This window comes from Flavobacterium agricola (genome assembly GCF_025919725.1).
In the GTDB taxonomy this organism is placed as follows: Bacteria; Bacteroidota; Bacteroidia; order Flavobacteriales; family Flavobacteriaceae; genus Flavobacterium; species Flavobacterium agricola.
In genome coordinates this window covers 475,640-489,905 of sequence record NZ_CP081495.1, presented here as the reverse complement: position 1 = coordinate 489,905, position 14,266 = coordinate 475,640, and the positions used below count along the sequence as shown (strand labels likewise).

Here is a 14,266-nt window from a genome sequence, read left to right as displayed (position 1 = left end):
TTTTGCCATTTATTGGCTACATAGTTTTTTTATACAGTTGGTAAATATTAGATAATCCATTTTTACAATTAAAGCATCCCAAATGTCAATCGCTTCTGTTTTTTTTCCTGATGTTACAGTTAGATTTGCCCTTTCTTGATAAGAAATAGACTCTCCTTCTATTCTACCGTATTTGCGTAATTCTTTTATAAATTGGTTCGCTAAGGTGTAAAGCCCTTCAAAATTACCTTCCCTGTTTTCGTTTAATAATTCAATTTTTGAGTTACAAGCAAGGTAAAAGGTTACGTTGCTAAATCGGTATCCGGGAACATGCTCATTGCCTTGCCACTCGTCAGTTAACCAAATTAAAGGATACTTTTTTTCGCTAGCTTTTGGATTAGGTAGAAAGTGCTCGATCTGGTTTTTATTTTTAGCAACCAACCATTTCATCAATGCATCATAATTCCCATAACTAAAAGCCACTGGACATTCGTCAACTTTCATTTTCGAAGCCGGAAGCTTTAAGGCAGTGTTCAGGCTAAAGATCATAGTAGTTTTGTGGGTTTAATTCGACACATTTGAAATTTGGAAACAAATCGCAATAGAATTGCATAAATCTATTCAGTGAATAAGCATGACCGACAAAAGTATTCCAGGCATCAGTGCGTTTGTGTTTTGATGTTACGGAAACTCCACCTTGTGGCTCTCCTTTTATTTCACCAACACCTGTTGAGACACTTCTTTCTTTTAATAACCACTGATAAAATATGTATGGAGCCATAACTGTTTCAAGTAATGGTTGTTTGTTTACTTTCGCTACTTCAAACACAAGCCCCTCCCATCTTAATTTGTTACAGCTGCCATAGATTTGACCGTTAACAAGCCACTTCCATTTATCCTCTGCGGTATCTTTAAGTTTGTAATAACCTTCGTCATCTGTTTCAAGGTTTTCCAATAACTCAACATACAGAACTGGACCAAGAACAAACTCAAGGATTTCTTTTTCATACTTTTGAATATGAATTAAAACTTCTGTTTTATTTGAGTTTTGGGTTTCTGTTATATTCGGAATCATATAGTTTCCGTAAACAAAATTCGATAGCCTTGTAAACATGATTTAGTGATTTAGTTATTTCTTTTTAGCAACTCCTGCTTTAGAATAAACTTCAAAAGCTAAAGCTGATACGGTTGCTTCCTGGTCTTTTTTCATAAAACCATAATCCTTTGTAAAAACAATTTTAACTTTATCTGTTAAAGAAACCTTCTCTAACTCCTTACCATTTCTAATGTTTTTTAGGGATTCAGCGCCTTTTTCTTTTAGAACTTCCTCAACTGTTGTAGTAACTGTTGCGTCATTTACTGCTCCTTTTTCTGTATTTGTTTTTGAATCTGCCATTTCTTTTATTTTAAAATAATTGTTAGTGAAAAGCCTTCTTTATAGTAAAGAAGGCTTTTTTAAATTTTATCCTTCGATTGGTGTAATCAATGTTTTTGTGTTTGAGAAGGTGTCACGAATGATTAAAGATTTAACTCCATCTGGAATCATAAAAGCACAAAAACGTTGTAACACGTGAGTTCTAACTCCTTTTGCTAAAGACGTTGTAGAGTCTTGGTTCGAATCTGTACGCCCATCTGTTTCCATATAAATCAGTTGGTTATCCACCCCACCTTTAACTGCTTCAAAAAAGTTTGCAACGATATACTCATCATGGCCCAAATCCTTATCAATAATCACCGGTATTTTGACACCGTTCCAATCTAAGCCACCATCAATTAAAGAGATAGAGTTACCGTTAGATAAATTGTAAACCCCATTGAACTTTGATTGTTTTAGGTTACGATATGCAATTGGACTCAATACAATTCCAGTAGCATCCTTACCTGTTAATTGCAAAGAAGCAATTGCAGCACCTAAAGCATCATAATTGTTAGGATTTGGATCAATATTAAATAATGGATTTGGTGTAAAAGCGCTGGCATTATCACGAATAACCTTTAAAACTTCTTTCGGGATTTTATTGTTAACTAGGTTTCCAAAAGCTGTTTTGAAGAAGTTTGCCAGGTTCGGGAAAAATCTACGAACTTTTGTATTTGTCAACCACATATCAGCGATTGGTTCTGCATCGACCGTCTGGTCTTCAAAGCCCATTCTAACAATCGGTTTTAACTGACATTCAGGCGTTACTTCGGCATCACCAATAATAGTTGTGTTAATAGCAAATAATCGCGCTTCATTTAAAGGCTGTACATCAATCAAATCCATAATCTTAGATTCATTTGATAGTAACCCAAAGAAGCCTAAGAAACGAGCCCACATACCATACATACCACTAGTAATTACACCACTTGAACCCGCTGAAGGGAAGTTAGCTGCACTTACTGTATTTACAGTCATTACCGAGTTTGATGGTATATCTTTTAGCGCAATTCTTACTTGCTTGTTTGCTATAAGTTCTGAATCCTCATCGCGTTCTTTTTTAAGAGCATTAATAAATGTTTTTTCGATACTCTCATTAACACCAGCTTCTTCTTCTTTTTCCATCAGTTTAGAAATTTGCTTTCCTTGGTCTTCTAAATCTGATTTTAAAGATTGGATTTGTTGTTCAGCAGCTTCTTTGCTTGTTTTAGCTTCTGTTTCTAAATCCTTTTTGAACTGATCTAAAGCCTCTTTAATAGTTTTTTCAGATTGCTTTTGCTCAAATTCACGTTTGTCAGTAGAATACTGATCTCTTTCTTCAGGAGTCATCTTAGTTAACTCCGCTTCTGTTTTGTACTTAAACATGTTTAAAAAATGTTTGGATTAATAAATGTTTTTGGTTCTTGAATTGGAGTGTCGTGAGACGGCTCGATTTTATTTGTATCAGAAGTGATTACCTCGGCTTCTTCATTTTTTATTTCTTCTACACTTACAGTATTTGTAACCCAATTGGAGCCTCGTACTACTGCGGAACCTTCAATAGCTTTTGCTTCAGTTATGGCCCAAAAAAAGCCACGTGCTTCAACATCTTCTTTATTGGCTACGTTCGGAAAATACTTATCCCAATTATCCTTTCTAGCTGCATATTCAGGATCTGTTGAATTCACACACAAATACATTTTTATATAGCGCATTCCTACTGAATGGTTATTGATTTTACCTGCTTTGTATAGGTTATATATCTTTTTATTTTCTTGTGAATCAATCCATGGCCCCTCAAGATCTAAAACGGCTTCATAAACAAGAGCTTCTGTTGTGCCTTCGTATTCGTAACCTAATTCTTTCCAAGAAAACTCCTCTGTATAAGCTTGTACATCATCAGCCAAAATTCCTTCAAAGTTGAAACGATGCTGATTTACCAAATAATGCTTCTTAGCTTCTTTTAAATGCTTTTTCCATAAACCTGGAATATGTACATCAGAATGCGAATCAAGTAATCCTGTAGTATTGATAATCACTTTTACTTTGATTTTACTACTATCTGTTGGCTCTGGCTTACCTTCCTCTTTATTAACATCCTCTTTGCTTGTTTCAGGAACAATAGCGAAGAAAACATCACACTTTTTCTCAGTCGATTTTAATTGATCTACAATTAAGTTTTCGTGTTTTATTAACCAGTTAAACTTTTCTTTATCACTTCTGAATTCAGGATATTTTATAATCATTTTGTAAGTAGGTTGTCATCATGTGACATTCGCTTTAGCTTTTCCTCAATGCTCCTTTTCATTTGAAAATTATCAGTTGATGCTGCTATCCTTTTAAGTTTTTCTATATTATCCTTTGGTAATTTTTTATCGAGATTTACCATTTTCAATGATTTTTTTAGTTTGTAATATTTTTCGAAACTCTTCCTTGCTTATTATTTCTTTTTCTAATAAAACAGTTAGCTGATCGATTGTTGTACCGTTTGTTTTTTGAATTCTTTCCTCGATTAAAGACATGGCATTGATATGCTTGAAACTTGGAAATACCTCTCCTCTTTTTGGAAATACACTCATCATTGATTTAGCAAAGTTTTCTGATATTGGAATAATTTCACTTTCCATAAGGGCAATTTCAGCCAATTCTTTGTTATCAAAAGTTGCTCTTTTACCATAAGGTGTAAGTTCTGGAGGAAATGAAAAGGCATCACAAAAAGCAAGTACATCTGTCTCTACAATTTCATGAAACTTTACATTGTTAAGCTGGGCAGAAAGATTAACAGCATCCATACCCTTTGAAGAAACAATGATTCTGTTTTTCAAGCCTCTTGAAGTCAGTTTCTCTTCCATTACTTCTTTCTGAGTTTTCTGAATCATTCCGTTAGGTCCCATAACTTTTGTAGGAACTGGACCGTCAAGTCCTTCTTCCATAATGTTATTAGATGTTGAAGCCTTAGGAGAAACTATCGTAGTTCCTGAATTGTCTATTTGAATACCTTTTGCTTTTTGTGCATTACGAATATTATCGATTTGCGACTTTAAGGGTTTAAGCCTAGAAATAGCATAATCTGTATCACATTTTCTGATGTCGTAAAAGAAAATGATTTGTTCGTAATCAACTGTATGCTTAATTGCTTGATGTGTGAAGCTTATAGAATTAAGATTAAAACCTATCGTATCAGGATTAATATTTATAAGCTCCAAAGAACTGAAAACACCAAAGGCATTATATTTTTTCCAAATAGCAGTATAGCCACTAGATAAAAGGAAAATGCAGAATTCTTTTAGGAATTCGACTTTAGTTTGATAATTGTTGGGATTGTTTATTTTTTCAAGTAACTCATTTGATCTGCCATCAAGACTTTCAAATTTTACGTTTGAAACGCGCTTAGCGATTTGGTTGATGACTGTATTAACAATAAACTCTCTTTCTTGAATTGCTACATACTTGGTTCCATCAGGATAACTCGTTTCTCTATCATCAGAAATAACATAAGAATCAAGACCAACCGAGTCATTTTTAACAGAAAAAAGTTTGAGTGATTTAAACCATCTAAATGAATCTCTAAAATTTGCTATGGTCTTGCTTTTACCCTTGTTGGGTTACTGAATCTGCGAGGAGTTAATAAATCTTTTGCGTTTTCTTTGTGATGAATTTCGCATTTAACTACTTTATTATCTATAATCAACGTGTAAATATTGTTTTTACAGTTTTTACATTTTCTTGAAAGAGAAACCTCACCGATAACATTAAATTTATCCAAATGCCTGTTGCAGCATGGGCATTTAATCTCTACGGGTAATTCTTGAATTTCTTTCGTCATAAATAATGGTAATTGATTGCTAGTAAATTTGTTAAACAAATATATAAATATTTTTACTATTTATAATCATTCTAAATAATATTATTCAAATTTTTGTAATAAATGCCTATAATTTGTATATAAATATCTGAAAGACTCTGTAAGCGCATCTTCAGCATCATCATGGCCATCTTCAGCTTTACCAATTCTTGGAAAGGTTTGTAAGTGTTTTATCGCTGCATTGAAATTCGGATCTGAATTATCCTGAACGAAATAAAAGAAATCAATAAATTGAGCATATGATTCAATACGAGCCTCTTTATTTCCTGTATTACTATATCCAGAAACATTAACTCCTTGACTTCTCAAAATAGAAACGAAGACACTGCCTTGATTATTAACTTCAACCTTATTGATAATAGAACCATGGATTTCAATCTTATTTTTAAGCAAAGGAATAGTTACATTGGATCCTGCTTGTGTATAAATACAATCAAAAACATAAATCTTACCTTGATTGATTTCAATAAACCAAGTACACAGATAGTCGGCTCCTGTATCAGCTACATCAGTAAAAGACATTCGTATCGCTTCACCTCTTTCATCTGGTAAGGTTGGTACAAAATTAAGTTTTGGATACATTAACCCTTCAGCAGAAACTTCTAATTGATTGTATTGAATCTCATAGGCCATTTCAGACATTGGCTTGGTATCATCATTCAATCCTTTCTTTTCTTTGTCAAGAACCTCTAAGCTCAGTCTGTTTGGGTCCAGTAGTCCATCTATGTAATATTTATTTAATTCTGAAGGAATAACATTATTATGCTTATTTTCAGCTGGCAAACAGATATAAGTAACATCATCTCCAAAAACTTTTAAAGCGTGTTTCACAGTATCATTCATTGATAACCGTTGCATGAATAAAATATAAGGCGTTTTTCGTTTGTCTTTTTTACGTGATTGCATCGCTTTAAATCCTTCAATACATCGCTTTGCTTCAACAGGACTTTGAGCAGTATTGTAATCCATTTGGTCATCATCTTTCAAAACGTCAGCGTGTTTACCCGTTTTGTCCTTACTCATAGTAGTTGATGAATATCGAATTCCTTTTTTATTCGTTTCGAAGAATGTTTTGGCCGATACGTCTTTTCTAATTTTAACTTCAGGAAAATACATTTGATATTTGGCAGACTCTACCACGTCCTTTGAATCTTTACTGAATCCATTAGAGTTACTATCTGAAATAGTATTATTCAATTCGGTCTTTCCGGCATCATTACTCCATAGCCAACCGGTAGAAGCCCTACTAATTACTGTACTTTTTCCGGTTCCTGGAGAAATGCTACAAACAAGATTTTTCTTAATATTTCTTCCAAAGCCTTTATACCATTTATCTAATGGTAAACGTGGAGTTTCAAAGCCTAAAACATATTTATCAACTACAAGCTGGTATTCATCACAAATGTACTCCATGTGCCAATTATGTTCATAGTCATTAGAATAGAGTACATTCCAAAACTCTTTCATGAATTCGAACAAACTACCACGCAAAACATCGGCACGTTGCTGAATCAAAAGCATTTCTAACTCAGCTAATTCATGCTCAGTTAATGCCATCTTATTTCGTTGATTTTAATATTTGCAAAGGTTTTGTGGCCCCAATAGCTATTATCTTTATATCTCGAGCTTTTGCTGCATCACGCTCATTGGAAAAATAACCGCAATTATATACTATTCCTTTATGCTTTAAAGTAGCAGACCATTGTAATGAATTTGGGTCCCATTTAACCCCTTTGTAATCGGAATCTTTTAAATGTGTTCCGGTTGAAGATCTAATAAATTTTTTAGTCAATTCATTTGATTTGGACTTTTTGTCCTACGTTATTTTTTTTATATTGTAACTAATTAACAAAAAACGATTATGGATTATAAAATTATACAAACGTCAATTTTAGGAAAAGGTATAAAAGGTCTCGAAGAAGAAGTAAAAAAGTACATGGCAATAGGCTACGTACCTCAAGGTGGTATTTGTTATGCAGATGCAAGCTATTGCCAAGCGATGGTAAAAATAAAAAAGGAGGAGTAATATCTTCCTTTTTTATTTTGATATAAACACTTGATTGTTTTTGACTTCTATTGTAAAGACTTTTGTTGCACATTCAGCAACGTCTAACATATGAAACCCAATCTTTTCAGGATTAGTACAAATTTCTCCGTTTATATAAACACTTCCGTTCTTTATTTCCAAAATCATTTTTAAGGCATATTATTCCTGTAAATTTAATACTTATTTTTAGATTTCAAACTTATAGTAACAAAAAACAGCACTAATTAAGTGCTGCTTTTACCTTTCCATTTTTTCTAACAGTTCCTTTATCCTCTTATCACGCTCTTCTGTATCAGTAATAACTACCGGGTTATCTTTGTTTCCTTCGTGAACAATCCTATTTGGTGGATAGAGTGCTTCTAGTTTATTTATTTCTTTATGAATTTGCATCAGGGCCGTAATACCATTAGGAGTACCTTTATAGGAATCTTTAAGTGAACGAGCCAATTGCTTAAGCTCTGCAATTCTTAAAGCTCGCTTTTGTTCAACGGTAGCCTCCTGATCTTCGTGCCAAATCTCATAAGCTTTCCTTAATAAGTTTTTGGCCTGACGACGTCCTACGCCCCATTGGTCCTCAATGTTTTTTAAAATCAAATAATCTTGAACACCGTTAATTATCCACCCTTGAATGGTGAACACACGTTTTTCGGTTTCAATTTTAGTAGATCTTTGGTTAGTCATAGTTTTAATCTGGGAACATCACGTTTATAATTTCAATTAAATCCTTTTGTTCTTGAACAACGGCTCTTATTTTTGATGCTTCTTCTTCTCTTTTCATTTGTACAACTTCGGGAATATTATCCAACGAAGAAGTAGAAATAGCATCAAGAGCATCTAATTTGTTGCGCAATCTTTTTTCCAAAAGATTTTTGATTGATTGAACGGTAGCTGCCATAATTTCTAATTCTTTTTGTCTCTCCATCTTCAGTTTTTAAGTAGATGGTAAAGATAATTTAAACTATTGTTTAAAGAATGATTTAAGATAAATCTATTGTATGGCCAGCGCTTGTTTGAATTCGTTTGTCTGACTTAGAAATTACAACAGAAGTATGTTTTATCAACTCTCCAAGATTATTTGTTTTATGATATTGTATTGATTCTCCAATTCTTAATTCTGATATGCATTTCATTTTCGCTCTATTTATAGAGCAATATTGGGTTGATTATTTAGCTCTTCCAAGTCATAATCAAGGTTTAATTCCGGATAATTTTCCTTTATTTTTTTAGGATCTCCTTTGTAAAATACTAACACATTCTGATGCATTTTACCAACTTTACGACCATTATTGAACTGACGTTTGGCTCTAATAGCTAATGAACCGGCTACGTTTATCAAAATAATCTCATTGTATAATTCCATTCCTGCTTGTTTAAAAGCCTCTATGGTATCACTTACAAAATTGTAATAAAAACCTTTCTTGTCCCGTACATCACCAACGACAAAACAAGCAAAACGTTCTTCTTTTAGTTTAGCAACCGATTTTTTAATGATGCTATAATATACATCTTTGAATTGCTCATAATCCATATTAGATAAATCAGCCGGATCATCTGAGTATTTTTCTAAATCTGCATAAGGAGGGCAACTAAAAACAAAATCTACCGGTTCGAGATTTAAATCATCTAAAACTTGGTTAGAATCTCCTGTGTGCCAAAATACCTTATTTAAATTTAATTCAAGAGCTTGACGTTCATTTGCTTTTACTTGATCTTCTCGAATGTCAATTCCATGGTAAGTATTTCCTAATACATCGGCAATAATTCCTCGTACACTTCCACCAGCGAATGGATCTAGCACTACCCCATTTTCATAGCAAAACCATCTATAAAGTAATTCACAAAGAACAGGATCAAAGATGCTTGCTCCCTCGTAGACGTGCATTCCTTTTTTCTTAGCATAGGCGATGATTTCATCCCAATCGGGTTCACGGCCCAAGTTATCACGCATCTTGTTTCTAAGTTCATAAATAGCTGATGATTGACCACTTTTAGCAATAAGTTCTACTTCTTCGCGAGTTTCTTGACTCTTTATGATTTCAGTCCATATGCGTTTACGCTTTTGCCAATCTCCTTGCCTAGAATCTAAAACAGAAAAAGGTGGCATGATAAAAACCTCTTTTAATGATGTTGGAATGATTTCCTCTTTAACCGTTGTTGTATCCATTTTGTTTAACAACCCTTGAAACTCGATATCATCAAACTCCGGAATATTAATTAGCCCTGATACATCTGGAAAGTCAATATTATAATTTTGTACAAAATCATATAAACCTTGTTGGGTAATTTTTGCATAAGCAGATGAATAAACCAAAACTAATTCTGCAGCTTCTTTTATATCAGAACACTCGACAAAGGTCGCAGGTAGCATTTCAGGAACATCTAAACCATTTTGAACAGCTAATTCTAAATCCTTATATCTGTGTTTACCATCTAAGCAGTAGTTTACACCTTCATTATGCCATACTTTAAAAGGATCTATAAACTGATATTTTTTAATGGATTCTAAAAGGCGCTTATCCCCATTATTTATCCATTCTTTGAAATCATCTTGCTGAATGAACTTAAGTTCTCGCCACGGAATTAATTTTGTTTCTATTACCCTAGAAGTAATATTGTTTTGCATCATATTTATTTGTTTGGAAATATTATGAAACAAATATAATAATTTCAAGGCATATTATGACTGTTTCTGATTTAAGTATTCTACTAATCCAAAATATGTTAAATACTTAATCACATGTTATCAGATTTAACCAACAGACAAGCATTGATAAGAAATATTTTAACATTTAATTATCTATTCGTTAAAATTGATTACTTTCGTGTATAATGATGTTAAGCAACATATTATTAAGACACCGGATAAAAAATTGACTATGCATTGCGAAATCGAAATGTTCAAACTAATGTGAGGATATAGAAGAAGGATCGTTTCAAATCAATTATGGATATTTTTATATCTTTATTTTTGCTATGGAATAAGTTTTAAATATTATATTATATTAGTTTTAGTTATTATTTGATGATATTTAATTATCAAATTTATGATTTATGATATCCCTAGAAATTAATCGGGGTCCTACAAAAGAGAATTATGTCCGGTGTCTATAATAATAGTGAGTTCAAAAAAACTGTAAAAATTAAATTTAGTGCATTAAAAAATGTTCGAGAATTTGCATCACTTTTAAATTTTGTTGAGCAAGAGGTTTTTAATAGTACTCAAGAATTATATCCAATAACTTTTTCACACTTATACTTTATCTCAAAAACTAAAGAAATTCGTTATTTGAAATTTCATATTTCAAAAAAAAATGGTGGTTTACGAGAAATTAAAACTCCTGACAAGGTTTTAATGCGAATACAGAATTTAATTAATATTGTTCTACAAATAATATTTGAAGAATCTGCACATTACTGTTCAAATGGTTTCATAATAGGGAGAGATATAAAAAGAAATGCTCTACCACATGTTTCTAAAAAGTTTGTACTTAACTTGGACATAGAGAATTTTTTTCCTTCAATTAATTTTAGAAGAGTGAAAACAGTTTTAGAACTTTCACCGTTCAGTCTTTGTGAACATCGTGAAAAGGTGGCTTTTTTAATGGCTAATCTTTTAACACATAATGACAGTTTACCACAAGGAGCACCAACTAGTCCTATTGTTTCAAATATAGTAACTCAAAACCTAGACAGAAAAATCTCGAAATTTTGTATCCAAAACGGTGTAAAATATTCAAGATATGCTGATGATCTTAGCTTTTCTTGTAATCGAGCAGTTTTGGATGAAGATTTTATTACAGAATTATCTAAAATTATTAACTCAGAAAATTTCAAACTTAATGATGAAAAAACTAGAATACGAAATCAAGCTCAATCCCAAGAAGTAACAGGTCTAATTGTAAACCGAAAAGTTAATGTATCAAGAGATTATTTGCAAAAAACTAGAGCGATGCTAAATAATTGGGAAAAAGGGGGCTTAGATTTTGCAATTTCAGTATTTAAACAACATCAACCTTTAAATCGTCAAAGTTATAATTTTAAAAATGTTTTACGTGGTCAGTTAGCATACATTACACTAATAAAAGGAAAAGATAATTTAATGGCGAAAAACTTGCGTAAAAAATATCTTTTTTTGGATAACCTTATTAATTACGAGTTCCTAAAAGAAAAGACACTTAAAACGCGCCTTCAAGTAGATAATCGAAAAATGGAGATGATTTATTTCGAAGGAAATCGAAATAATGATGACAACTTTATTTCATTTTGTACATGTGCATTTCACCAAATTGAAAACATGATAAATTATCTTTACTGGAAAAAATTTAAAAACTTTGATGATTTATTAATTGAATTGCTAACTAAAAATCCAAATTTTAGCAAACGATATAAAAATAATTTAGAAAAGGCTAAAAGCAGCTTTTCACAAATCAATAGACTTAACATCAACGTTCTTGTATTTCTTTACGAAAAAGACTTCTTTTTTGATAAAGGTATCTTTTATGATAAACATCTTACAATGCTAAGAGAAATACGAAATGATGAATCCCATAGATGCAGTGTAATTAATGTTGACAAAGACAAAATACAAAATGAATATAAAAATCTTCAGGAAAAAGGAGAAGATAATAAAATAAAGAAAGAAGTGAGAGAAAGAATTGAGTTAAATTATAAAGTTCTACTTTTTTTAGAGGAAAAAAATTATAATAAGGTTAGGACTGATTTAAAAAACCTTGTTATGAACATACAAAAATACTTCGAGTAACATCGATTATACGAAATGGCGGGTTAAGGGGATAAATTGGAAGTTTCTCCTTTTTTTGTTGCAACAGCCTTTTATATTTCCTTTTTCATATATTTAGATAATAATAAAAAGCTGTTGCTTAGCTTAGTGCAAAATTGAAAATTTAGACTTTTTATTCCGCCAATATCTCCAATATGCGACCTGTTAAGTGTAATTTTTTAAAACATCCTATTAAATTCTATTATTGCTTAAAGCTAGCATTGCTTTTGCTACACTTTGAGTACTATCATCATAATTCTCATGACCGTATCCATTTTTTTCATTTAACTCATAGAAATCTCTATATAAATCAAAAGGGTTTTGAGACTCTCCAACCCATTTAATTATAATATCTAATATTTCATTCATTATTGGCTGATAAGTCATTCTTCCATCAGATTTACGTATTCCATTATTATCTGATTTCTTTTTGCCTAAATTTAAAAACACATTTTTTTCATCATAAATAATGTTTCTCAATTGCTCGTTATCTTTTCCTTTAGGTAAATAATCCATAAGTAACCTTCTTATTCCAACATAATATAAATTATATTTTTCTTCTGGATTTTCGAATTCTTTTCCAACCAATTCTCTTAATTCGTCAAATTCCTCTAAATTACCTGTTTCCGAATTTATAGTCAATTGCTTCCCTACTTTTTCATTAGCTCTTTGTAAAAGTTCTAATCTTTCTAAATCGGCTTGAGAAATACCTTCTTGTTTTTTTATTTCTTTTTTAGACATGATATCTTATTTTAATTTAATTCTAAAACTGATTTAATTTTTTCACTTGCTTCCTTAATACTTGATTCATTCCAGGTTATTGGATTCAACTTAGAAATTGCATTGCTATAATCAGGATAAAATTCTCTGAATGCAGCATGATAGTTTTTACCGTACAATTCTTTCTGATACCAAGTAAAAAAAGAATATACTATTGAAGGATGAACTTCAATCTCATTCGCAAATTTAGACACCAAGTATGGATTATTAATGTAACCTTTGATGTAATTAAACTTCTCCTCAGATAGAAAGAAATCCCTGGCAAAAGAGTTAGCCTGATCTTCAATCAAAAATAAATCATTATCATCTGACAAGTGGTAACTACTTTTTTCAATTGTATCATAATCAAACAACACGTGATTAAGTTCATGTAATAATGTAAACCAAAGTGTTGGATAAACTTTATTGAAATCAGTAATAACAATGCAAGGTTTATCATTTGTTATAAAGGTTGCACCACGCACTTGAGTAGTTGTAAGATAATTTTGAAAGATAACAGTAACTCCAATATTGTACAATGCTCTACAAACTGTCAGCAAACCATTACTAACATCTTGACTATACGGCTTAATTTTGACAATTAAATCTTTTAATCTTTCTCTATTATAATCATTAGGATTATTTATAACCTTAAATGTTTGATAAGCTGATTTAATCCAAAAATCTTTCATCTTATCCGAATGATTCTTTTTAACTCGACTATATAGAGGTTCTTCAAGTTGTTCTTCAAAATCATTAATTGAAGTATATCCAAAATAATCTAAAACTTTATTTACAAGCTCTTCAGTCGTAAAACTTGAATCAAAAAAGCCAAGTTTTGTTAAGGCTTTTATATCAAAATTTTTAACAAGAAACGTAGCTTTTCTTGCATTATCTATTGCTAAAATATTCTCAGCACTTTGATTTTTTAATACAATATTTATAAAGTTATTAACCTCTATTCCTAAAAACTCAGCAATCTTTACAATATGTATTAAATTTGGTTGTTTTGCTGTTCCATTTACAATTTCATCAAATACATCTTTATCAATATTCAACAGTTTTAAAGCTTTAGTTCTGCTTAAATTATATTCGCTTAACTTTTGCTCAAAAATATCTTTGACATTGTAATCTGTGTCTGAAAATATGGAATTTAATAAACTCTCAATGTTCATGTAATCAAAATTAAAGGGAAATTTCCCTCGCAAATATACATCTTTTATTCAAATAATATAAAAAAAAAGGAAAATACCCTCAAAAAAAAAAAAAAAAACACTACATCACAAGTTACACAAAAGTTTCAGGGATTCTTTCTAAAAATAACCCCGGTATTTTTTCACAACACAAAATAAAATTTTAAGCAGCTTTTTGCATACAGCAATTAGCTGCTTTCTTATCTTATTTAACTTTTAAAAACTATAAATTAAAAATCCTGCTTTA

The 14,266-nt window shown here is 31.3% G+C and carries 15 protein-coding genes; 2 read left to right on the top strand and 13 right to left on the bottom strand.

The features are described 5' to 3' along the window. Positions 1 to 9: 9 nt before the first annotated feature. The 8 genes from K5I29_RS02390 to K5I29_RS02355 form a co-directional block, all read right to left on the bottom strand. Entirely contained in the window at positions 10 to 483 is a 474-nt protein-coding gene (locus tag K5I29_RS02390; protein WP_264434266.1) for a hypothetical protein, read from the bottom strand. Positions 484 to 517: 34 nt separating this feature from the next. Then, entirely contained in the window at positions 518 to 1,054 is a 537-nt protein-coding gene (locus K5I29_RS02385; RefSeq protein WP_264434265.1) for a hypothetical protein, read from the bottom strand. A 54-nt stretch (positions 1,055 to 1,108) separates the two neighbouring features. Beyond that, positions 1,109 to 1,375: a hypothetical protein gene (locus K5I29_RS02380; protein ID WP_264434264.1), complete on the bottom strand. Its 267-nt coding sequence runs from the start codon at positions 1,373 to 1,375 to the stop codon at positions 1,109 to 1,111. Positions 1,376 to 1,441: 66 nt separating this feature from the next. Continuing rightward, positions 1,442 to 2,761 (bottom strand): hypothetical protein, encoded by a 1,320-nt coding sequence (locus K5I29_RS02375; RefSeq protein WP_264434263.1) that lies wholly within the window; start codon positions 2,759 to 2,761, stop codon positions 1,442 to 1,444. 2 nt (positions 2,762 to 2,763) lie between these two features. Then, positions 2,764 to 3,621: a hypothetical protein gene (locus K5I29_RS02370; RefSeq protein ID WP_264434262.1), complete on the bottom strand. Its 858-nt coding sequence runs from the start codon at positions 3,619 to 3,621 to the stop codon at positions 2,764 to 2,766. A 126-nt stretch (positions 3,622 to 3,747) separates the two neighbouring features. Further along, the gene (locus tag K5I29_RS02365) at positions 3,748 to 4,782 is read right to left on the bottom strand and encodes a phage portal protein (RefSeq protein WP_264435153.1); all 1,035 of its coding nucleotides are present in this window, start codon (positions 4,780 to 4,782) and stop codon (positions 3,748 to 3,750) included. Between the two features lie 500 nt (positions 4,783 to 5,282). Continuing rightward, complete coding sequence (gene terL / locus K5I29_RS02360; RefSeq protein WP_264434261.1) at positions 5,283 to 6,797, bottom strand: phage terminase large subunit; 1,515 nt, start codon at positions 6,795 to 6,797, stop codon at positions 5,283 to 5,285. A 1-nt stretch (position 6,798) separates the two neighbouring features. Next, the gene (locus K5I29_RS02355; protein WP_264434260.1) at positions 6,799 to 7,032 is read right to left on the bottom strand and encodes a hypothetical protein; all 234 of its coding nucleotides are present in this window, start codon (positions 7,030 to 7,032) and stop codon (positions 6,799 to 6,801) included. 69 nt (positions 7,033 to 7,101) lie between these two features. On the opposite strand from K5I29_RS02355, the gene K5I29_RS02350 reads away from it, so the two are divergent. Further along, a complete protein-coding gene (locus K5I29_RS02350; protein ID WP_264434259.1) occupies positions 7,102 to 7,266 on the top strand; it encodes a hypothetical protein in 165 nt (54 codons plus the stop codon). Positions 7,267 to 7,524: 258 nt separating this feature from the next. Here the strand turns inward: K5I29_RS02350 and K5I29_RS02345 are convergent, their stop codons facing one another. The 3 genes from K5I29_RS02345 to K5I29_RS02335 form a co-directional block, all read right to left on the bottom strand. Next, complete coding sequence (locus K5I29_RS02345; RefSeq protein ID WP_264434258.1) at positions 7,525 to 7,968, bottom strand: hypothetical protein; 444 nt, start codon at positions 7,966 to 7,968, stop codon at positions 7,525 to 7,527. Between the two features lie 4 nt (positions 7,969 to 7,972). Next, positions 7,973 to 8,209: a hypothetical protein gene (locus K5I29_RS02340; RefSeq protein WP_264434257.1), complete on the bottom strand. Its 237-nt coding sequence runs from the start codon at positions 8,207 to 8,209 to the stop codon at positions 7,973 to 7,975. Positions 8,210 to 8,428: 219 nt separating this feature from the next. Next, entirely contained in the window at positions 8,429 to 9,913 is a 1,485-nt protein-coding gene (locus K5I29_RS02335; RefSeq protein ID WP_264434256.1) for a class I SAM-dependent methyltransferase, read from the bottom strand. A 468-nt stretch (positions 9,914 to 10,381) separates the two neighbouring features. Between K5I29_RS02335 and K5I29_RS02330 the strand changes: the two genes are divergently transcribed. Further along, positions 10,382 to 12,049, top strand: a complete 1,668-nt coding sequence (locus tag K5I29_RS02330) for a reverse transcriptase family protein (RefSeq protein WP_264434255.1) — start codon at positions 10,382 to 10,384, stop codon at positions 12,047 to 12,049. Positions 12,050 to 12,259: 210 nt separating this feature from the next. Here the strand turns inward: K5I29_RS02330 and K5I29_RS02325 are convergent, their stop codons facing one another. Further along, positions 12,260 to 12,808 (bottom strand): hypothetical protein, encoded by a 549-nt coding sequence (locus K5I29_RS02325; RefSeq protein WP_264434254.1) that lies wholly within the window; start codon positions 12,806 to 12,808, stop codon positions 12,260 to 12,262. An 11-nt stretch (positions 12,809 to 12,819) separates the two neighbouring features. Beyond that, entirely contained in the window at positions 12,820 to 14,001 is a 1,182-nt protein-coding gene (locus K5I29_RS02320; protein WP_264434253.1) for an ImmA/IrrE family metallo-endopeptidase, read from the bottom strand. Between the last annotated feature and the right edge of the window lie 265 nt (positions 14,002 to 14,266).